The organism is Brevibacillus sp. NPDC003359, assembly GCF_042878995.1.
In the GTDB taxonomy this organism is placed as follows: domain Bacteria; phylum Bacillota; class Bacilli; order Brevibacillales; family Brevibacillaceae; genus Brevibacillus.
Window position 1 is genome coordinate 44,854 of the sequence record NZ_JBIAOR010000006.1, and the last position, 24,510, is coordinate 69,363.

At 45.5% G+C, this 24,510-nt stretch carries 4 protein-coding genes; all 4 read right to left on the bottom strand.

Annotated elements, in window-relative coordinates:
- Window positions 1–13: 13 nt before the first annotated feature.
- The 4 genes from ACFYU8_RS17215 to ACFYU8_RS17230 all read right to left on the bottom strand — a co-directional run bounded on the left by ACFYU8_RS17215 (window position 14) and on the right by ACFYU8_RS17230 (window position 24,282).
- The gene (locus ACFYU8_RS17215; protein ID WP_390301254.1) at window positions 14–2,041 is read right to left on the bottom strand and encodes a condensation domain-containing protein; all 2,028 of its coding nucleotides are present in this window, start codon (window positions 2,039–2,041) and stop codon (window positions 14–16) included.
- Window positions 2,042–2,121: 80 nt separating this feature from the next.
- Complete coding sequence (locus ACFYU8_RS17220; RefSeq protein WP_390301251.1) at window positions 2,122–11,688, bottom strand: amino acid adenylation domain-containing protein; 9,567 nt, start codon at window positions 11,686–11,688, stop codon at window positions 2,122–2,124.
- A gap of 10 nt (window positions 11,689–11,698) precedes the next feature.
- On the bottom strand, window positions 11,699–18,814 hold the full coding sequence (locus ACFYU8_RS17225; RefSeq protein ID WP_390301248.1) for an amino acid adenylation domain-containing protein: 7,116 nt from the start codon (window positions 18,812–18,814) through the stop codon (window positions 11,699–11,701).
- A 968-nt stretch (window positions 18,815–19,782) separates the two neighbouring features.
- Complete coding sequence (locus ACFYU8_RS17230; RefSeq protein WP_390301244.1) at window positions 19,783–24,282, bottom strand: Ig-like domain-containing protein; 4,500 nt, start codon at window positions 24,280–24,282, stop codon at window positions 19,783–19,785.
- Window positions 24,283–24,510: the final 228 nt, after the last annotated feature.

A 24,510-nucleotide genomic window follows, 5' to 3' on the forward strand; every position in this document is an offset into this window, starting at 1 on the left:
TGCACCTCTTTCGCTACAGAAATAATTGTTCAAAATCATCACTGGTCAAGAATTGGCTGTTCAGATGACTGACAATCTCGCGGATTCTTTGATGCGGCTCGGCTGTCACACTTTCCAACAAGTATTCATATTGGGTGCAGATCCGTTGCACAGTCTCCCTCTTGAATACATTCGCATGATAGGTAATGGCGCCATTTATGTGATCGTTAGATTCATAGATGCGGAATTGAAAATCAATCGTGGAGGGATATTCGTTGTCACTCATTTCAAATAAGAGTTGAGGCTCGTGAGGTTTCGGAAAGGACGCTTGATGATAATGGGCTTCTTTTAACTTACTTTGTACTTGCAAAACCAAATCGCCAAGTAGCGGATTGCCTGACAGATCAGCTCGTAAAAGCAAGGCGCTTGGGACATCCTCGTACTCGTCCCACCCCGCACGAAATGCCAAAGCCACATCCTCCCTCTCCGTTTCCGCATACAAAAGCACGAGAAACGCGGTCATAAGAATCGAATAGGACGAGGTATCCCAAGCTTCAGCCAGACGAGATATCCCAGTCTCCTGCAAGCATGCCCATTCAAACGTCTCTTGCTCGAACTTTTTTGAGTCGGTAGCGAGCGGGATGATGTCCTCCGGTAATATCTTGAGGGAAGACAAATCGGCAAAGCTCTTCATCCAATCGTTGGTCTTGTCTGCATGTACAGAGATGCTCTCGCAATCATTTTTCAAAAGATAAAGACTGGTGCGTTCAAAGTCAGCAACCCATTTGGCAATGGTTTCTTCCTCCAAAATATCCGAATTGTATTCGAATCCTGCCAATATGTCATGATGGTTGTCCTTTTCAACGACCAAACATAAATCATATTGGGATACATCTTTACCAATCGGATAAGTGCTTACGGAAAGACCATTGCTATGAAAAGTATTTTGCGCATTGCCCAGCATCATGGCTGCGTCTTGCTTAATCGCTTTTTGATGGACGAAAGCCGTTGAAAAAAAGGAAGCATATTTTTTATCGCGCTCATATTGCAATTCTGCTGTAATCAAAGAAAGTGGATAGTTTTGATACTGTGAACATAAAGACAACTCTTCATGAATCAGCTTTGCCAACTCACGTAGCGAGCTGTTCTTTGGAATTTTGATTCGCAGGGGAAGCATCACCATACACGGTCCCATGATCATATGAAACTCTCTTTTTGGCCTGCCGTATCTCGGTACGCCAACAATGATGTCATCTTGTCCAGCAATCCGATTAAGAAAAGCACTAAAAAGGGATAAATAAATGACATCCGTAGGATATTTATTATTTTTATGATAAGCAATCAACTCATCCCGGAGTTCGCGGGTAAACGTAAAGAATGATATCCCTCCTTTAAACGAAGGGGTACTTGGACGTTCTTTATCTGCCGGTACTTCCAACCTCTCAAGAGTTCCACCCAATTTCTTTTTCCAAAAAGCTCTCGCAGCTTCGCCTTCTTGGCTAGCTATGTAATTCTGCTCCCACTCCACAAAGTCCGCGTATTGGTGTATTTGTGGTTGCAACTCGTGATCATTGCCCGTTATCAGTAGTTGGTAGATCCTCGTAAATTCATCGAGCGTGAGCGAGACACTCCACCCATCAAAGCAGATATGGTGATACTTGAAGCTTAAAATACTGCCGCTTTCTTTATCATCCAGCAATCTGCAACTAAATAACGGCCCCTCTTCCAGCTTAAATGGCTTGCTGAACTCCTGGTTGAAATATTCTCTAATCATCGTGTCGTCCCAGGTAGCGGAAGACACATGTTCAAAATCCAGTACAGGCTCGCTATATACTTTTTGGATGGGCTCGTCTTCCAAAACAAAAATGGAACGATAGATTTCGTGGCGTTTCACGATCTCGTAAAGAGTACGGATCGTAACCGATACATCCAATCGACTTTCGAATTGGAACAGATACTGCTCCTGATAATATGGACTCATTGGATAGACCAAATAGTGTAGATAGTAATCCTTTTGAGCCTCAGACAGAGGGATGGTTTTGATAAAAGTTTTATCCATCATTCGTCGTCTCCCCGATACGCAGCTGCGTAATGGTTGGGGCATGCGGCTCTCACCAGCATGCCCCAACAGCCATAAACTCGTTAGCTGAATAGTTCATTGAAATCATATTCTTCAACCACGTTTATTTGAGACAAGCGCTGCATTGGATTATCAATCATTTGGCAGATGACATGCTTTAGCTGATCCAGTAACGTATCCATGGCATTCTCGCTGAATGCTTCCGTGTTGTAATGTGCAGTTAACGTCAGTTGGTCATGACGCGTGGACAAAAATAACATCATATCCAATTGATCATCTTGAACGAAGTGACTGCCTTCATATGTTTTGATAATCGTTTCATCCAGAAAACGTCTTAACGAACATTCCGTAAAGGTAATTTCATCTGATTCAGGCGAATTGTTCGATACGTGTTGTCCAATAAAAACAATGGAATACAAACTCTTCTTATCGCCTGTGGCAGCTAGCTGATCCTCTACGACCAAATTGTACGGATACTCTTGATTCTCGTACGCACCATATGCGGTTTCTCTTGTTCTGTTCATCATTTCCAATACAGTCGGGTTGCCAGATAAGTCTGTACGCATGGCGACCGGATTGATTAAAGGCCCAATAATTCCTTCGAGGTCAGTCTGCGTACGGCCAGATAATGTAGATCCGACAGTAATGATGGTTTGATCCGTGAGGAGTGACAGCCAGATGTTGATCGCCGTCAGCAAGCTCGTATAGACGGTACCACCAGCCATTCGCGTCAATTCTAAAAGCGATTGTCCCGTCACTTGCTCAATGGGAAGTGATGCTACGTTAGAAATTCGGCTGCCGTGTGTGAACGATTGTGTCTCTCGCGGTATGAACGGTGCATCTACATTTTGTTGCAGCTGTTTTAACCAATAGTCCCGTTGTCGATTTAATTCTCCATTTTGTAGTCTTGTTTGCTGCCACAAGGTGTAATCCATATAATCCAGTGGTTTGGAGAACTCCCTTTGCACACCATTCTTTATTTGTTGATAAATGTCCGCCAGATCATTCATAAACACATCTAATGACCAGCCATCAAATCCAATATGATGAGCGCTCAAGATCAAGAAATGCTTCGTTGATGTGACTCGATACAAAGTCATCCGGAAGAAAGACTCTCGCGAAAAATCAAATGGCTTGTACAGAGCAGCTTGCAAATCCATTTTGATGCGCTGCTCGCCTTCCGTCACAGATAATGAAGACAAATCTATAAACGCATTCTCCACCTCAAGGTCGTCATGCACTTTTTGATACAATTGCCCTTCGTTTTCTATAATCGTCGTGCGCATGATTCTGTGACGTTCAAACATAAGCGCCATAGACCTGTGCATAGAATGACTATCAACGGGACCAGCTACTTCAAAGAGGTAAACCCCTCCTACTGCTTCTTGATCACTGAATTTTGCATGGAACCATTGTCTTCTTTGCCCGTGAGATACTTCGAATAAGGAGACATCCGTCTGATTTTCCACTCGTGATACTTCATGGATGCGGGTATTCGTCTCGCTGCCTTGCTTCATCTCGAATATACGAGCGGCAATCGCTTCAATTGTGGGAAACTCAAATATCGTGCGCAATGGTATGTCCATCCCAAAAACGGTTCGCATGCGGGAAACGACTTGCGTAGCCAATAAGGAATGTCCCCCCCTATCAAAGAATGAGTCCTTGATCGAAATCTGATCCACCTGCAATATATCGCACCAGATGGAGTGTATAAGTTCCTCAGGTATTGTGCGCGGCTCGATGATCGAGAAATCGCTTGTTTTCATAACTGGAAGTTCCAGTCTATTTCGGTCAATTTTTCCACTCGTGGTTTTAGGAGTGCTGTCCAACTTCATGAAATAAGTTGGAATCATATAAGCAGGCAAATGCTCCTTCAGGAATGCCCGCCATTCGTTTACATCCCCGTCCCCCACGATATAAGCAGCCAATTCGGTAGCTGACCTGTCGTTTTTCACAGAAATAACGGCTACTTCACGAACGGACGGATGTCTGCTTAATGTGGATTCAATTTCACCCAATTCAACCCGCATGCCTCTAATCTTGATTTGATTATCTTGTCTACCTACGAATTTAATGTTGCCCGAAGGCAGGAAGTACCCCTTGTCTCCGGTTCGATATATTCTTTCCCCTAGTACAAACGGATTCTCCATAAATACTTCTTGGGTTTTCTCGCTATTATGCAGATAGCCTCTGGCCAAACCAATGCCACCAATATAAAGGTCGCCAATGACGCCAATTGGGACAGCCTTCCTATTTTGGTCAAGAACATAGACTCTGTTGTTATCAATCGGCTTGCCTACACTCACACAATCCTTTTCCAGCACGTCCGTTGGCGAGCATGTATAAATGGTGGAGTCGATCGATACTTCTGTGGCCCCCCAGGTATTATGGAGTTTGGCATTTAGCTTTTTAAAGAATTTGCCTACTGTTTCGGGTAATAGCGCCTCACCACTGGAGATGACATTTTTTAATTTGTGCAAGTTGGATGCATCCTCTGGAGCAAGGGCGTCCACAAACATATTGAGCATGCTCGGTACGAATTGAATACACGCAGCTTGATAGTGAATGGCAGCCTTGATAATCGCCTCAGGGTCCCGATGCAGCCATGGTTCCAAGAGTGATATCCTTCCCCCTACAGACAATGGCCAAAAAAACTCAACGGCTGCATCATCAAAGGTTAATGTAGTTTTTTGCAGGACAGACTCTCCCTGCTCCAAGCCATGTTGTCGCTGCATCCATAAGATGCGATTTACCCAACCATAATGGAGGTTTTCAACGCCTTTCGGATTTCCCGTCGAACCTGAAGTGTGATAAATCGAAACCAAATCTGTCGGCTTTACGGTTTGCTCCGGTAATCCCTCCGGCATGCTTGCTATTTTTTCTTTTTCCGCTTGGGAATCTATACATCTAACATGAGCGGCTTGTCCAAACAGGTTCATAAACTCCGGCTCAGATATACAAATGTTGGTTCTGGAGCTTTCCAACAGTTTCGTCATCCTGGCTTGAGGCATCTCTGTATCCAAGGGGAGAAATGCTCCGCCAGCCTTTACGATGCCGAGAATCGAAATGACAAGCTCCATGGAACGATTCATACATATCCCAACAGGCGTATTAGGTCCAACACCCAGCATGGTCAGGTAGTGCGCCAACTGGTTAGAACGTCTATCCAGTTCTTGATAGGTCATTTTTTCACTGCCATATTCGGCTGCTATGAGTTCCGGTGTCTTTTTTGCTTGCTCGATAAACAAATCATGCAGGCATGTATTCTCCGGAATGGCGACTGCTGTATCATTCCACTCCACGAGGATTTTGTGACGTTCTTCCTCGCTCAACAATTCTAACAAGGCCATCGGCACATCCGGTGCGTTCACTAGCTCTTGCAACCAATTCGCGAAGTGGTCTGTCATTTTTTCAATCGTCGATGGATCAAATAGATCCGTGTTGTAGATCATGTTCATTTCAAGGCCATCCTCGGACTCACCCATGGATAACTGAAGATCGAATTTCGCCACATTGATCTGAACCGGCATTTTTTCTAATTGCCCACTGGATGAATGATAGACATCCGCTTTCATTTCAGCCCATGTGAACACCGTCTGAAATACCGGAGAGTAGCTTGTATTGCGCTCCAGTTGTAGCATTTCTACGATTTTTTCAAACGGGACATCCTGGTACTCCTGTGCCTGAAGGGCTTTTTCTTTTACCTGGGCAAGCAGTTCCTTAAACGTTGGATTGTCTTGAAAATTCGCCCGATAGACGAGCGTATTGACGAAAAATCCAATCAAGCCTTCGATTTCCTTTACATTTCGGTTCGCTATGGGGCTGCCCACTAAAATATCGTTTTGTCCGGTATATCTGGATAAAAAGCCTTGATAAGCAGCCATCAGGGTCATAAATAAGGTGGAATTCTCTTGCCGACTGAACGCTTTTAACTTCTCAAGCAGTTCGGATGCCAGCACCATCTTATGCATACTTCCGGCATAGGTTTGAATGCTTGGTCTTGGTCGATCAATCGGCAATTGCAAGACAGGAAGCTCCCCAGATAACTCCGCTTTCCAATAGTCGAGTTGTTGGCCCATCACTTCATCCGTCAGCCATTCGCGCTGCCATACAGCAAAATCAACGTATTGAATCGGCAACTCTGGTAACTCCGCACGTGTTCCGTTCTCTGCCTCCTCGTAAAAGGCCAGCCATTCTTCCAATAAGATATCTTCAGACCAGCCATCCGTAATGACATGATGCATGGTGCACACCAGAAGGAACTGATCCTCTTCAACGACGATTAATTTGGCTTGAATCAAAGGTCCTCGCTGTAGATCAAACCTTTTGTCTGCTTCCTGCATGATAGAATCGTAGATTTGCTCTTCTCTTTCGGCAGCAGTTCGATCCCGTAGATCGATCACTGGCAACGTTCGATACACATAGGGTTCAATGACTTGGAAAGGTTGACCCCCATCATTCGGAAAAACAGTACGCAAGATGTCATGGCGTTGCAGAAGCGCATTCCATCCCGTTTCCAGCGCATGCACATTCCACTGCCCTGTTAAACGCCACATGTGAGGAACGTTATAGGCCGTACTCTCCGGTTCCAATTGATGTAAAAACCATAGACGCTGCTGGGCATGAGATAGCGGCAGCTTTTCTCGATGCGAGGCTCTCGCAATAGCTGGTGTCCGTTCTCTTTTGCCATCCCGGCCAAGCTCCATGATTTTGGCATCTAGGCGTGCGATCGTCGGGCATTCAAACAAGATGCGCAACGGGATAGACAGCTGGAAGGCTTCCTGCAAACGGGAAATGACCTGCGTCGCAAGCAACGAGTGTCCGCCCAAATCGAAAAAGGAATCGTGGATACTCAATCGTTCCGTTTCCGTTTTTAAAACTTCACGCCAAATCGATGCGATCCTATTCTCTGTCGCGGTACGCGGTGCGACAAATTCCTCCTTCATCGTGCGCATTTCTGGCAATGGCAATGCTTGACGGTCTACCTTTCCGTTAGCTGTAAGCGGGAAAGCGTCCATTTTCACAAAATAGGAAGGGACCATGAAAGAAGGCAGTTGTTCACTCGCATACGTTTTCCATTCATCGACATCCCCGTCTCCCGCGATATAAGCAATCAGGCGTTTATCATCCGATCCATATTCATGTACAAGGACAACTGCGTCCCTCACACTCTCATGCTGGTTGAGAACAGCTACGATCTCACCAAGCTCGATACGGTTCCCTCTTATTTTCACTTGATTATCTTTTCGACCGATAAATTCGATCCCTCGATCCGGTACATATTTCACCAGGTCGCCCGTCCTATATAATCTCGCTTCAGGGTCTGGATGAAACGGATGCGGAATAAATTTCTCTTGGTTCATCTCCGGTCGATTCCAGTATCCGAAAGCTAGCCCCTTGCCGCCCACATACAATTCGCCCACGAGGCCGTCAGGAACTACCTTTAACATTTCGCTTAAGATATACACCTCTGTATCATCGATCGGTCGACCTATCGGAACGGAGTGCTGGATTGCGCTCTTATTTTTTATAGGATAATAGCAAGTAAATGTCGTGTTTTCTGTCGGGCCATACCCGTTAATCACCAGTGTATCTGGTAACAGATCCAAGGCACGTTGCGCATGCTTGGCGGACACGATGTCGCCGCCAGCTAACAATTGACGCACCCCTTTTAAATCTTCGATCCGGTAATCGATCATTTGATGAAAAATACCTGCGGTTAGCCATAGCGTGCTGATTTTTTCGTCACGCAGTACTTGTCCCAACTCGTCCAGGGACAGACCGTGAAATGGATAAATCACCAATTTCGCGCCATTTAGTAAGCTCCCCCATATTTCGAAGGTCGCCGCATCAAATGAGATCGACGCTAGTTGCAGCATGGTTTCTTCCGGTGTGAGTGATATATAAGAGGCATGCTTCGTAAGTCGGATTACCCCTCGATGAGGAATGAGTACCCCTTTGGGATTTCCTGTTGAACCGGACGTATACATCAAATAGGCAAGGCTTTCCGAAGTCGTACTCTCGCCTAGATTTGCATCTGATTCCTTGGTGATCTCGCTAGCTTGCAGATCGGGACAAACGATTTTCAATCCATCTGGCAGTCTGGATACCAAGCTTTCTTTTGTCAGTACAATCGTGATGCTTGCATCTTGCAGCATATAAAGCAATCGTTGCTCAGGGTAGGCGGGGTCGAGCGGGACATAGGCACCGCCTGCCTTTAAAATAGCGACCATACTGATGATCATTTCAAACGAGCGATCCATGTACAAGCCTACTCTGCTATCTGCTCCTACTCCGCACGATTTTAAATAATGCGCCAATTGATTCGCTCTGCTATTAAGCTCTCTATAGGACAGGCTAGTGCCTTTGTATGCTAATGCAGTGGCGTCAGGATGAAGCTCCACTTGTTCTTCAAATAATGTAGGGATGGAATCTTGCACGGAGACTGTAGCTACATCAATTTTTCCAAAGTCACCGCTAGTATGATTCCATTCGAGTAAGAGTTTGTGACGTTCTTCCTCGGTTAACAATTCCAGCAAGGCCATCGGCACATCCGGCGCGCTTACAAGCTCTTGCAACCAATGCGCGAAGCGGTCTGTCATTTTTTCAATCGTGGATGGATCAAATAGATCCGTGTTGTAGATCATGTTCATCTCAAGGCCGTCTTCATACTCACCCATGGATAACTGAAGATCAAATTTCGCCACATTGATCTGAACCGGCATTTTTTCTAATTGCCCACTGCACGAATGATAAACGTCCGCTTTCATTTCTGCCCATGTGAACACCGTCTGAAATACCGGGGAGTAGCTTGTATTGCGTTCCAGTTGTAGCATTTCTACGATTTTTTCAAACGGAACATCTTGATATTCCTGTGCCTGTAGAGCTTTTTCTTTTACTTGGGCAAGTAATTGCTTGAACGTGGGATTGTCTTGAAGGTTCGCCCGGTAGACGAGCGTATTGACGAAAAAGCCAATCAAGCCTTCGATTTCCTTTACATTTCGGTTCGCTATGGGGCTGCCCACCAAAATATCGTTTTGTCCAGTATATCTGGATAAAAAGCCTTGGTAAGCGGCCAACAGGGTCATAAATAAGGTGGTATTCTCTTGCCGACTGAACGCTTTTAACTTCTCAAGCAATTCGGATGCCAGTACAATTTTATGCATACTTCCAGCATAGGTTTGAATGCTTGGTCTTGGCCGATCAATCGGCAATTGCAAGACAGGAAGCTCCCCGGACAACTCTGCTTTCCAATAATCGAGTTGTTGGCCCATCACTTCTTCCGTCAGCCATTCGCGCTGCCATACCGCGAAATCAGCGTATTGAATCGGCAATTCTGGCAGCTCCGCACGTGTTCCACTTTCTACTTCCTCGTACAAGGCCAGCCATTCTTCCAATAAGATATCTTCAGACCAGCCATCCGTAATGATATGATGCATGCTGCACAGTAAAAGGAACTCATCCTCTTCGACGACGATTAATTTGGCTTGAATCAAAGGTCCTCGCTGTAGATCAAACCTTTTGTCTGCTTCCTGTTCGATATAGTCGTGAATTTGTTCTTCTTTTTCGGCAGCAGGTCGTTCACGTAGATCGATCACTGGTAACGTTTGATACACATAGGGTTCAATAGCTTGGAAGGGTTGCCCCCCTTCATTCGGAAATACAGTGCGCAAGATGTCATGGCGTTGAAGAAGCGCATTCCATCCCGTTTCCAGCGCATGCACATTCCACTGCCCTGTTAAACGCCACATGTGGGGAACGTTATAGGCCGTACTCTCCGGCTCCAATTGATGCAAAAACCATAGTCGCTGCTGGGCATGCGATAATGGCAGCTTGTCTCGATGCGAGGCTCTCTCAATAGCTGGTGTCCGTTCTCTTTTGCCATCCCGGCCAAGCTCCATAATTTTTGTATCTAAGCTTGCGATCGTCGGGCATTCAAACAAGATGCGCAACGGGATAAACAGATGAAAGGCATCCTGCAAACGGGATATGACCTGCGTCGCAAGCAGTGAGTGTCCGCCTAAATCAAAAAAGGAGTCATGGATGCTAAGACGCTCCACCTTTAAAATTTCATGCCAAATCTCTGCGATCCTATTCTCCGTATCCGTACGTGGTGCGACAAATTCATCCTTCATCGTGCGCATTTCTGGCAACGGCAATGCTTGACGGTCTACCTTCCCGTTAGCTGTGAGCGGGAAAGCGTCCATTTTCACAAAATAGGAAGGGACCATGAAAGGCGGCAATTGTTCATTCGCATACCGTTTCCATTCATCGACATCCCCGTCTCCCGTGATATAGGCAATCAGGCGTTTATCATCCGCTCCATATTCATGTACAAGGACAACTGCTTCCCTTACACTCTCATGCTGGTTGAGAACAGCTACAATCTCACCGAGCTCGATCCGGTTTCCTCTTATTTTTACTTGATTATCTTTTCGCCCGATAAATTCGATTCCTCGGCCCGGCACATATTTCACCAGGTCGCCCGTCCTGTATAATCGCGCTTCAGGGTCTTGTTGAAATGGATGCGGAATAAATTTCTCTTGATTCAACTCTGGTCGATTCCAGTATCCGAAAGCTAGTCCCTTTCCCCCCACATATAATTCGCCCACAAGACCGACAGAAACGAGCTTTTGCTTATCATTTAGGATAAAGACCTCGGTATCATTGATTGGTCGACCGATCGGAACGGAATGTTGAATCTCGCTCTTCTGTTTTATGTGATAAAAGCAAGTAAATGTCGTGTTTTCTGTCGGGCCATACCCATTAATCACCAGTGTATCCGGTAACAAATCTAAGGCACGTTGCGCATGCTTGGCGGACACGATGTCTCCGCCAGTCAACAATTGACGCACCCCTCTTAAGTCTTCGATCCGGTAATCGATCATTTGATGAAAAATACCTGCGGTTAGCCATAACGTGCTGATTTTTTCGTCACGCAGCACTTGTCCCAACTCGTCCAGAGAAAGACCGTGAAATGGATAAATCACCAATTTCGCGCCATTTAGCAAGCTCCCCCAGATTTCGAAGGTCGCCGCATCAAATGAGATCGACGCTAGTTGCAGCATAGTTTCTTCCGGTGTGAGCGATACATAAGAGGCATGCTTCGTAAGTCGAATCACTCCTCGATGAGGAATGAGTACCCCTTTGGGATTTCCCGTCGAACCGGACGTATACATCAAATAGGCTAGGCTTTCCGAAGTCGTACTCTCGCCTACATTCGCATCTGATTCCTTGTTGATCTCGCTAGCTTGCAGATCGGGACAAACGATTTTCAATCCGTCCGGCAGTCTGGTTACCAAGCTTTCTTGTGTCAGCACAATCGTGATGCTTGCATCTTGCAGCATATAAAGCAATCGTTGCTCAGGGTAGGCAGGGTCAAGCGGGACATAGGCCCCGCCTGCCTTTAATATAGCGACCATGCTGATGATCATTTCAAACGAGCGATCCATGTACAAGCCAACTCGGCTATCTGCTCCTACCCCGCACGATTTTAAATAATGCGCCAATTGATTCGCTCTGCTGTTAAGCTCCTTGTAGGTAAAGCTTGCATCTTTGTATACCAATGCAATGGCATCAGGATGAAGTTCCACTTGTTCTTCAAATAATGCGGTAATGGAATCTTGCATACAGCACCTCCTAATGATTACTCCACATTTCCAGCAGTTGCTTTTCTTCCTCTTCTGAAATCAGTCGCAAGCCTTCTATTGACTCCTCAGGATATGCCATCACTTGCTCGAGCCAATTCACAAAATGTCCGATCATTCGTTCTATGCTGGACTGGTTAAATAGGTCTGTATTGTAACCAAATGAAATCGTCAACGAATACTCTGAATTGACTTCTATGGAAATTGACAAATCAAACTTGGCAACCTTGATGGTGCTTTTCACTGGCTCAATTTTTCGATTTGGCCATTGCTTTACGTTTCTCAGGTGGGTTTGCATCGTAAAAATAGTTTGGAAAACAGGGGAGTAACTTGCATTTCGCTCTGGCTGAAGGGCCTCTACTATTTTTTCAAAGGGCACATCTTGATTTTCTTGCCCGCGCAACGTTTTTTCTTTGACTTGGGCGACCAATTGCCTGAAGCTTGGATTGTCTTCGACGTTCACTCTATAAACCAGCGTGTTTACAAAGCACCCAATTAACCCTTCCATTTCTTTTCGAGTGCGATTCGCAACCGGGCTTCCTACTAAAATGTCTGTTTGTCCCGTATAACGAGAGAGAAAGCCCTGATAGGCGGCGAGTAATGTCATGAACAGGGAAGCACCCTCTTGCTTGCTGAAAGCTTTTAATTTTTCTAGTAATGCAGGGGCCAATTCGATATGCTGCATGTCCCCTGCGTACGTTTGAATCGCTGGCCGTGGACGATCGAATGGCAACTGAAGCACCGTAAGCTCGTCTGCAAGTTCATTTTCCCAATACGCCACTTGCTCTTTCATCGTCTCATCCGATAGCCACTGTCTTTGCCATACAGCAAAGTCCCCGTATTGAATGGATAACGGTGGCAGATCGGCAGGCGTTCCGCTGACTGCTTCTTCATAAAATGCCATCCACTCGTCCAACAAGATATCCTCTGACCAGCCATCGAAAACAATATGATGTACGGTACAAAGAAGAACATACTCCGATTCATCCTGCTTAATTAGCTCAGCTTCAATCAACGGTCCTTGACTCAAGTCAAATACGCGATCAGCACTCCGTTGAATATAATCTTGGACCTGCTTTTCTCTTTCAACAGCAGAGAGACTGCTTACATCCATGACAGGCAATGATCTTGGTTGATGCGGCTTAATGAGCTGTACAGGGACGCCATTTTGTTTTGCAAATACGGTACGAAGCATTTCATGACGCTCAATCAATTGGTTAAGACCTTTTTCTAATCCGGCAACATCCCATGAACCGCTTAAACGCCATACATAGGGAATGTTATAGACGTTACTTCCAGGCTCCAGTTGGTCAAAAAACCACAACCGCTGCTGCGCAAAAGATAACGGGATCGGTTCCGTTCTATCTACTTGCAGGAGCGCAGGCAATTGAACCATTTTCTCGCCTTGTCGCAATTCGGTTAGCCGCTTAGCCAAGCTCTCGATGGTCGGGCATTCAAAGATCGCTCGGAGAGGTAGATGTTGACCAAACACTCCTCGTATGCGCGATACAACCTGTGTTGCCAACAGGGAATGTCCACCCAATTCAAAGAACGAATCAAATACCCCGATTTGGTTTACTCTTAATATTTCACTCCATATGAGTGCGAGCAATTCTTCCGTTGAGTTTCGCGGCGATGTGTAGTGATGGCTTACAATGTGGATCTCAGGCAATGGCAATGCTTTACGATCCAATTTGCCACTCGATGTGAGCGGCATTTCTCCCACTCGTACGAAATAAGAGGGAATCATATAAGGAGGTAACTGTTTCTGTAAGTGGCTTTTTAACGTATCGACCTCTGATGTCCCACTGAAATAAGCGATTAATCGTTTATCCCCCGGCTCATATTCATGGGCAATAATTGCAACTTCTCCAGCCCCTTGCTGCTTCCTCATAACCGCTTCGATTTCACCTAGTTCAATCCGATAACCGCGAATTTTCACTTGATTATCCATACGGCCGATGTACTCAATATTGCCGTCTGGCATCCACCGTGCGTAGTCACCTGTCTTGTATAGCCTTTCAGATGGATTGCCAAAAGGATTCGGGACAAAACGTTCAGCTGTTAACTCGGGTTTTCCGATATACCCTCGTGCAAGTCCAATACCCCCAATAACCAATTCGCCCATCACGCCTATTGGTTGCAGGTACCCTTCCTTATTGAGAATGTAAGCTTGAATATTATCCATCGGCTTACCAATGGGGATTACCTTGCTATCGGCCTGGCAATCATAGTAGGTCACTTCAATGGTCGTTTCCGTAGGACCATACAGATTAATAAGAGTCGTATGATTCCGTTGCCCGATTAATCGATGAAAACGTTGAACCTGTTCCGTACTCAAAGCTTCCCCGGTCGTATAAACTCGCTGTAAAGTTTTGATTTCCTCTGCGCAATCGACATTTTCCAAATGGTCTAAAAAGATGCTGAGCATAGATGGAACAAAATGAATATACGTTACTTGGTGCTGGGCAACCGTTTTGATAATAAGCTCCGGGTCTTTCTCTGCTTCGGGAGCGAGGAAGCATAGTTTGCTACCAGTGAAAAACCATAGGACTAGCTCCGTTACGGAAACATCAAAACTATAAGGAGTCTTTTGCAAGACGGTGTCATGCTCGTTCATAGGGTAGCGATGAACCATCCAGTTCATCCGATTGACAACCGAGCAATGTTCGATCATGACTCCTTTTGGTGCCCCCGTCGAACCTGAGGTATAGATGACGTACGCCAAATTTTTCGAATGGGCAGCGGACTCAAGATTATCGCATTCTACATCCTGATCCGGCCTATTCTCTTCCAATAACAGGACAGGTCCATTGAAATCGATCGCTGTCTTGAATTTCTCTTGCATGACAACGACCTTCGTATCACTATCCCGAAGAATATAGGACAGTCTTTCTTTTGGAGCCGCTGTGTCCATTGGCATATACGCGCCACCCGCTTTTAGAATGGCAAGTATACCAATCATCATGTCGGGAGAACGCTCACTCATTAACCCTACTAATGTATCCGGCTTCACTCCCAGATTTCGCAATTTGCTTGCCAGGAAGTTTGCCCTGTTGTTTATTTGCCTGTAGGTCCATTGTTCGTCGCCGAATTCAACCGCCATTCGCTCTGGCGTCCGGGCAGCTTGCTCCTCGAATATTTGATGGAGCGTTTTCTGATCCTCAAACGCAACTTCCGTGTCATTCCACTCTTGGAGGATGTGAGTCTGTTCAGAAGCGGTCAGCATAGGCATGGAATGCAACATCTGGTCACTATGCGTAAGAACGCTTTTCAGCAATTCAATATAATGCGCAAACATGCCGCGCATCGTTGATTCGTCATACAAATCCGTATTGTATTCCCAGTCAAGGCTTATACTTCCGTATTCATCCTTTGTTAACAGAGAAGAAGAGAGCTCCTCGTGATTCGTCAGTACGACGTTGATATCAAATTTGGCCGATCCGTTGCTAATGCCTTCGGTGAGTTGAATATTCAGATTGGATACAGGTAGATGAGTGACTTTTGCATCCTGGAAACTAAACATGACTTGGAATAGAGGGTTACGGCTTTGATCACGTTTCAGTTTTAAGGCATCAACTACTTGATCAAAAGGAATCTCTTGATTCTCATACGCTTCCAAGGCCGACCTCTTCACATCTTGCAATACATCCTGGAACGTCATATTTTCGGTAAATTGCGTACGGATCACAATATTGTTTACAAACATCCCGATCAATTCTTCCGTGTCTTTCCAGCGCCGATTCGCGATACCCGAACCTACTATAATGTCTTCTTGATTGGAATAACGATGAAGCAAGGTTTGAAACGCAGCCATCATGACCATGAATAAGGTCGTGTTTGTTTTCATGCAGTAATCACGTAGTTGAAGATACAGTTCTTCCGGTATTAATTGGGTGAACATATTCCCGTGAAAGGTTTGATTTACTGGTCGTGGCCTGTCTGTCGGCAGTTCCAGAACCCCATTGGCCCCTTGCAATAGATTCTTCCAGTACGTTAACTGTTTGTTCTCCTTGCCGCGCTTAAACATCTCATTCTGCCATACGCAATAGTCTGCGAATTGAATCGGCAACTCAGACAGTGGAGATGGTTTATTTTCAAGATAGGCACTGTACAGTGTAAACAGCTCTTTTAAAAATTTGCGGAATGACCATCCATCATGAATCAGATGATGTTCCACAAACAGAATGACAGACTCCAACTCAGAAATCTTGTAAACAATCCATCGCGCCAATGGCAGCTGCGAGATATCTATTGGCTTTTTAATCTCCATTTTGATCAATCTTTGGACTTCACCAGCACGATCACTCTCAGGTAAGTGCGAAACATCCCTAACAGGCAATTCCACATCGAATGGTTCATAGATCACCTGATATGGTTGTCCATTTTTCTCATGAAACACGGTTCGGAATATTTCATGTCTGCGCACAATCTCCGTAAAACACTTATTGAGAATCGGGAGCTCCAGCATCCCACGTACCTTCATTGTGGCTTGAAAAATATAAGCCAAATTATTAGCGCTTAACTGTTCTAAAAACCACACTCTTTCTTGCGAATAAGAAAGCGGCAATTCTCGATCTCGTGATACCCTCTTGATGGCAGGTAGCGCATCCACTGCATTTACCTCATCTGCGGCAGTTACGATCGGCACGATGCTCCGAATCGTCGGAAATGTAAACAGAGCAGACAACGGAATCTCTTTCTTGAAAAGAGCACGGATTCTTGCAATAACCTGAGTCCCCAACAGCGAGTGTCCGCCTAATTCAAAGAAATTATCCTCGACTCCAATCTCATCGTATCCGAACAAATCCTTCCAAATGTCCAAGAGCTTCGTTTCCCATTCTGTTTCCGGTTTTACATATTCCGTCGAAACATGCGGGCGACTATTGCCTACCTCTGGCAACGACTTACGATCAATTTTTCCGCTGGGAGTAAGCGGGAAAACATCCATTTTCACAAAATAGGCCGGAACCATGAACTCTGGAAGCTGAGCCTTCAGATAATCACGCCATTCTGTTACCGTTCCAGACCCTATCACATAAGCGATCAGCTTGTTATTTTCATAGACGTCTTTTTTCGCGACAATGATGGCTTGCTCAACAGTCGAATGATTGCCTAAGATGACTTCAATTTCCTCCAGCTCAATTCTGTACCCTCTCACTTTTACCTGGTTGTCATTCCGTCCGATATACTCCAAGTTTCCGTCGGCCAAGTATCGAACCAAATCTCCCGTTCGATACAAACGCGAGTCTTCTCCTGGACGATACGGGTTGGAAATAAAGCGTTCATTTGTCAATTCAGGTCGGTTCAAGTAACCTCTTGCTACGCCTGATCCGCCGACATACAGTTCTCCGGCAACTCTGACAGGTTGCATTTGCAAATGCTCGTTCAACACGTATAACTGTGTATTGGTATTCGGTTTTCCAATGGGTATTTGCGTGTGTTTTTCATCTGGATGGCATTTGAAGCTGGCAACCTCGACTGTCGTCTCTGTCGGCCCATACGTGTTGTATAAGGTCGTACCATGAGGAATGGTCAATAGATCGGTACATTTCGTAACAACATGAGGCGGAAGCACTTCCCCTCCAACTGTGACGTATTTCAAGGAGGATAATGCAGAAGAAGAACCCTCATTTTCTATATAATCCAATACGGCTTTCAACATAGACGGCACAAACTCAAGATGGGTAATTTTATGCATCTCGACTGCTTTCACAAGCAAGGCGGGGTCTTTCTCATCGCTGTTCGGGAGGATGTACAAGCTAGCGCCTTTCAACATCCACCAAAAGAGCTCCCAAACAGAAGCATCAAAAGAAACAGACGTTTTCTGCAAAAGTCTGTCCGTTTGTAAGAGCGGACTGCGACTCTCCAGCGTTTGAAGAAAATTCATAACGGAATGATGTTCAATCATTACCCCCTTCGGATTTCCTGTCGAGCCGGAGGTATAGATGACATAAGCAAGATTGTGACCGTTTACTTCCATTGCAGGGGTTTCCGTGCTTTCATTCGACAAAATTTCGCAATAATCCGACAATTTAACCACTTTTATTCCGTCAGGCACTTTCGTCGCGGACGCGTCATCCGCAATCACTACTTGTAAAGCTGCATCCTCCATAATATAGTGGAGTCTTTGAACGGGATAAGCAGGATCTATTGGTACATAAGCGCCTCCTGCTTTCAACACACCTAATATGCTCACGATCATTTCAATGGAACGCTCTTGGCATATTCCCACCAGCACTTCACTCGTTACGCCAATCTTTCGGAGGTAATTCGCTAATTGATTTGATCGGATATCCAATTCCCTATAGGTCATCTTCTCTTCCTTAAAAACGAGCGCAATGGCATCGGGATTCCGATTGGCTTGGAAATCAAAGGCAGTCAAGATTGTGTCAGGAACATTCGTGGGCTCATCATTCCTGCACCACTCGTCTACCAGTTCTCTCTCTTGGTTTTTGGTTATCAGTCTCAATAAATCGATAGGAGTTTCGACATTCGTGATTACTTGTTCGATCCAGTTACAAAAGTTCTCGATCATTCGTCGTATCGTTTGTTGTGTAAACAAGAAGGAATTATATGTAAATGTTATACGCATTCCCTCAGCCTCTTCGATATCAACACGCAGCTCTACATTTGCTAGTTGGGAATCGACAAAAAGTCTGTTATCCTCATCCCCGGCTTTTCCTACTCTTAAAAAGGTATGAAATAATTTCGTAGTTTCGGAGTTGCTGGCAAGCTTCTCCTCAATCACATTCTCTTTGACATCGTTCAACAGCTGCTTAAAATTCGTCGTTCCTCCAGTAATCACTCGACTTGCAAAAAAGGCAGAGCTATCACCCGTTATCGCACCAATCCGAATGTCGTTTTGCCCCGTATATCTGTAAAGATAGCTATGGTATGCAGCCAAGAATAGCGTAAACCTATCAGCCTCTTCTTGTATGCAAAATAAACTCGCTTTCTCTCCCACCGTTTTTGACAGATCAATCGATTGCGACTCTTCCGCATAGCGAACATTTTTATGTCTGGGGATATCAAACGGAAGCTGCAGCAATGGAGCCTCTCCTGCCAATTCTGAAAGCCAATGATTCACTTGATCTTCCATGGTCATGGTTATCCTCCCTTTTTGAGCTTGATAATGAAGGGGGAACCCTCTAAACTTATGAAGTTCCTGACCCTCTCTGCTTGATCAGACTTTTAAAATGGATATTGGTCGGTAAGCCTCCCCCTCCTTTACAAAGTAGGCGTTGACTCATCGAATCGTCCACGATAAAGACTGGACACCCGATTGGTTAAGGTGAAGCAATTAAGCAGCGTCAAAAAAGGCCAATATATAAATAGAAAAAGGGAAAAACAGAGGAATAGTTGACCAAATAAACATGTTGATACCAAATTTTATCGTGCACGTTCAAAGCGGCTACAAACGAGAAGTAATAGGGAAGGTAAATGAATCGAATTGCTATGAATTCGCGAAAAAAGTGGAGTAGTGTTTGAATACAGTTGAGTATGAAACACCTATGCAGGAAAGCCTTGCAATTGAATGGTGAATTGTTCTTTCGAATCGTGGAAAGGTAGCTTCAGATTCTACTAGGAAGAGGGGAATTTTTAGAACAATCACCTATTAAGAGTATAAAATGTAATAGTTTGCCATTTAATGGCATTATATCATATCTGAATTTTATGTCAAATCCTAGCATAGACATTGGTTTATCATAAAACAAAAATAGACATGTTTATCTTCTCGGGTAGGCTGGTGTAGAAATTGATCGATACCTGAGAAGGTTGAACATGTCTATTTTTCTTTGTAGAAATTTGCTTACTCGATACATAAAATTCATTAACCTTGAAAAAGGGTATACCCTCCTACTCCTATCGAGACTACAAATAAAATACCGAAGTACCACTTCGTAAACCGAAGACTAAACCACGAGCCTTCCCACCATAAAATGCCAAAGAAAATAGCCCCAATCATAATGCTAGTGACAAAAGCAATGGATGCATTTTCCATATTTCTTCACCTTTTAAAACAGGATGGAAAAGAGGCTGCCCCCCACGGTAGATCGAACAGCCCCTTTTCATTTACCAGACCGTAATGTTAATCGTAATCGTCTCGCCGCCGTATCTCACTGTAATGGTTGTTTTACCAGATTCCAGTGCGGTCACGACACCATTTTCTACAGTCGCAATCTCAGGATCTTCCACTGTCCATTCGGCATCTTTGGTGACGATCTCCTCGTATCTATTTTCATAGACGGCATACAGGACGATCTCACCAGTATCGTCTGCCTTCAAGCGCAGCGAAGAGCGCGATACTCGCAAATCTTTCACTTTCTTTTCTTCTACTACGAGCACACGATTGGTTACCTTTTTACCGCCATATTTCGCAGTAATGACAGCCTTCCCTTCAGCCAGCGCTGTCACTTTTCCCTCTTTTGTTACTTCGATGACCTCTTCGTCGCTTGAGGACCAGGTAGCTTTCTCTGTCACCTCTTCTGTGTTCTTATCACTAAAGACGGCTGTCAGCGTTAGCTGCTTCTCCTCATCGATCTCCAGCACCAAATCCTTGAAGGAAGTCGTCAACGAACGAATCGTTTTCTTAGACACCGTCACCGGGATCTCCAGTTCCTCACCCATATAGCGAACGATAACGATGTCTTCTCCTTCTTCTTTGCCTGCCGTAATGCGGCCCTGCTTGACGGTAACCAACCCGTTTTCCGTGTTGTATTCAACATTTTTGTCTCTCGTGATGTCTTTGCGTTTTTTGCCTTCTACCTTATAGAGTCGTAAGGTCGTGGTTACTCTTGGCTTAATCCAGAAGGACGGTTCGTTTGTTTCCAACTGGAAGGTAGCTATTTCCTTAACGGTTACTTCTACCGAATCGGTTTTGTTCCCGTCCTCAGTCGTCACTGTAATCGTCGCAGTTCCCGGAGCTACCGCTGTGATCTTGCCTTCCTCATCTACCTCGACGATTTCAGCGTCACTGCTTTCCCACTTGACTCGTTTGTTGGAGGCATTCGCTGGTTTTACAGTGGCACGAAGGCTTTCTGTATCGCCAACACGCAACGTTAACTCCTCTTCCTCCAACTCGACTCCAATGACCGGCTCTCCTGTTGGCGGATTCGGTACATCTCGCACATATAGCTCAATGGAATCATCCAGTTCGACGTTGTTTCCTGCCTGGTCGCGAAGCTGGATCAGAACTTTTTTCATACCATTGCCATAAGGCAAATTCCACGGTACCGTTCCCGTCACTTTTTCCCAGCTGCTCCACTTGCCTTGGTCATTGGAGATGCGCATGTCGACATCTCCCAAATTGTCCGAAGCAGTAACATGAAGTCTCACGCTGGTGGAGTAGGTTATACGATCATCATTGTTGATGACGAACGTTCCCGTCGGTGCTGTCTTATCCAAAGTAAACGTAATTTTGGTTTCGTTCCCGGAAGCATCTACGACCCGCAGCTCATGCTTACCTTCGCTTGTTACCTGGTCGCCACTTGCAAACGGAGCACTATTCAACGTCGCGGTTCCTTCGTTGAAGGTAATTGTCACATCATCTTTGTAAATGCCTTTGTCCTCGACTCCTGTGACAACTGGCGCATCTGCATCCAGCTCGATGGTATCGGAAACGGTTGTGATGTGCCCTGCCTTGTCTGTGATCTGCATCTCGACGGTCTTGGTGCCATCACCGGACTTCAACTGCCATACTTTGGTTGCCGTTACTGCCTCCCAAGCGCTCCAATCGTTGTCACCATTTGCGAAGCGGATCTGTACATCGCTCGTACTGTCGTTCGCTGTTACAGCGAGCGTAACATCACGAGACTTGGTGTAATTGTCTCCGTTATTGATCGTGATGGACCCAGTTGGCGCCACTACATCCAGCACAATCGTATCGCTTAGCTTTGTGACGTTCCCCGCTTTGTCCCGCAGCTTGACATAGACCGTTTTGGTGCCGTTTGTACTGCCATCAGCCAGCTTCCATGCTTTTGACTCCGCGAAACGCTCCCACGTACCCGAATTGTCATCGGCGTTCGAGATAGCCATTTCGATGTCGTCTGCATTTCCTGATGCAGTGAGCTGAAGGGTAACGTCTTCTGCTTTCGCATACTCTGTTCCGTTATCGATGCTGAGCGTTCCAGTCGGTGGTGTTTTATCCAGCGTGAAACGAATCGTCGTGCGATTTTGTGCCCCATCTGTGACGACCAGCTCATACGATCCTTCCGCGCTGACGACAGAACCGCTCGTAAACGGATTGCCGTTCAACAATGCTGTTCCCTCGTTGAAGGTAATCGTTACGTCGTTCGCATAGACACCATCCTGAGCGACTCCTGTGACGACTGGTCCAGCGGAATCCAGCGTGATTTGCTTTTGAAGGGCTAGTTGGTTTCCGGCCAGATCTCTCAGCTCCAGATAGACCGTTTTGGTTCCATCAACACCATTCAACTCCCAAGGAACGTCACCTTTTGTCGGTGCTGTTTTCCAAGCACTCCACGTCAGGCTGTCATTGGACAAACGCATTTCCACACCATGAGCATCAGCCGACTCCACGCTCAAGGTAACCTTGTTCGTGTTGGTATACAACTGGCCTTGATTGATCTCGAAGGCACCCGTAGGGGTAGTCATATCGAGTGTGATCTCATCAGTAAAGCTGGCGGTATTTCCTGCTTTGTCCTTGACTTCCATGTAAACCGACTTGGTTCCGTCCCCAGTTGGCAAGGTCCACGCCTTTGTTGTGGTCAGCGTTTCCCAAGAAGTCCAATTGGCTGGATCACTCTTGTCATGGGAAAAGCGCATTTGTAGTTCACTACTTAAATCGGTAACAGCAATTTGTAATGTAATGGCAAGTGTATTGGTATAATTGGCGTCATCGTTGATCTTGAGACTGCCTGACGGCTTCGTTTGATCGATCGAAAATGGAAGTGTCGTCGTATTACCTGCTGTATCCGTCACTACCAGCGTGTACTTGCCCTCCACACTTACCTTTGTGCCACTCGTAAAAGGAGCACCATTCAATGTCGCTGTGCCCTCATTAAAGACAGGCGTGACAGCGGCCGTATAGACGCCGCCATTCGCAACTCCCGTGACTACAGGTGCGGTTTTGTCTAACACGATGGTATCCGATGTCGTAAACAGATTCCCCGCACCATCACGAAACTTCGCGTAGACTGTTTTTTGTCCGTCTCCACTAGCCAAGTTCCATTCCAGCTTGTTATTGGATGGGATTGGCAGCCAACTGCCTGTAAAGCTGTTATCATTCGACAACATCAACTCTACCGGGCCGTTCGCATCGCTTCCCTGAATGGTAAGCTCTACCTTTTCTGATGAAGTGGCTACGTTCCCGTTATTGATCTCGATTGTCCCTGTCGGAGGTGTCGTATCCAGTACAATGCTATCCTGTGCTTGCAGAACAGTCCCTGTTCCGTCACGCAGCTCCATGAAGACCGTTTTGGTCCCTTCTCCTGTCGTAAGGGTCCACGTTACAGGTGTCACAAACGCCTTCCATTCACTCCAAGGACCACCTTCCACGTTCGTCAAACGGTACTCGGGCTTGGCCGCGTCAGGGTCATCATGGGTCATAGTGAGCGTCACATTTGCTGAATTCGTAATCGCAGCACCGCCATTGATGGTAACCGTCGCTGTCGTAGGTGGTTCATTTACATCTGTCACCTGGATGGTCATCATCTTGGTAAAGAAATTGCCAGCCGAGTCTGTTGCGGTTATCGGCACATAGTAAGTCGACTTCGTTTCAAAATCAAATTTTTCCGTTGCCTTCAGTTGATTTCCCTCAACAGTAAATGGCACTGGATTGTTTAGAATGCTGAACGTAACGGTGTCCCCTTGATCAGGATCTACTGCCGAAAGCGTACCAACTACTGCTCCTATTTGATTGTTTTCAGGAATCGAATTGGACGATAAGAGGATATCAGTTGGTGGAGTGTTAGCAGCATAAGTGATTTCCAGCTGAGAAGCATAGCTAAGATTACTTTTGTCATAGAAAACGATTTGAGGCTGATACAAAAGGGGAGCAGGTGGCGCTGTTTGTCGTCCTCTTAAAACAAAGGTAGCTTTTTTGTCTGGAATATTGCTCTTGACAAAGCTAGTTACATCAAACGATTTCCACCCTGTGAAATTACTAGGAAGCACCTCATTTGTTATGATTCTTTCATGATGCATAGGTATCGTCACCGTAGAATCATCGTTCCAGCTGTCATCAAGCGAGCCCCATAGATCAATAAAGGGCATATCCCCGCCTGTTGATTCTACCTTATTCACATAAATCTTCAGGGTGGCGGACTCAATTTTCTTTTCAGTTTTCACGCCGCTCAGGTCAAAACGCAGGGCAGCATTCGCAGCCCCATAATCCATGCTAGAGTCTCGTGCATAGCCGACGATCAACGCGTTCTGAATCAATTCATATGGTATTCCCTCTGGATAGGCACCAGACGCATCCACGAACTTGTCTGCCTCTACTCTAATCACATCGGTAAGATCAGCTGCGTTCACTTTTTCTTGAATAAACACAGGTTGGACGATTGCGAAAACCATAACCATTACCAACAAACGAGCAATCATTCTTTTCATCAATAACACTGTCCTCCTTCCTTCCTCATTTGAACTACCCCTACTGTCGACACACTCCCCTAGCAAAACATCTAGGTGAAACAAAAATATGGTAACAACAGTCTTTTGCAAAAAATACTAACTAAAGTTATGTCTTTTCATGATTTTTTTCTTCCCAATAAAAAGCCTCACCGTATACATGTGCCAAACAAAATAAAAAGAACCCCAAAAATGAGGTTCCAATTGATC

Bases quoted from the DNA above. Each gene is read 5' to 3' on its own strand.
- ACFYU8_RS17220 (WP_390301251.1), bottom strand. From the start codon at position 11,688: ATGCAAGATTCCATTACCGCATTATTTGAAGAACAAGTGGAACTTCAT.
- ACFYU8_RS17230 (WP_390301244.1), bottom strand. From the start codon at position 24,282: ATGAAAAGAATGATTGCTCGTTTGTTGGTAATGGTTATGGTTTTCGCA.
- ACFYU8_RS17225 (WP_390301248.1), bottom strand. From the start codon at position 18,814: ATGACCATGGAAGATCAAGTGAATCATTGGCTTTCAGAATTGGCAGGA.
- ACFYU8_RS17215 (WP_390301254.1), bottom strand. From the start codon at position 2,041: ATGATGGATAAAACTTTTATCAAAACCATCCCTCTGTCTGAGGCTCAA.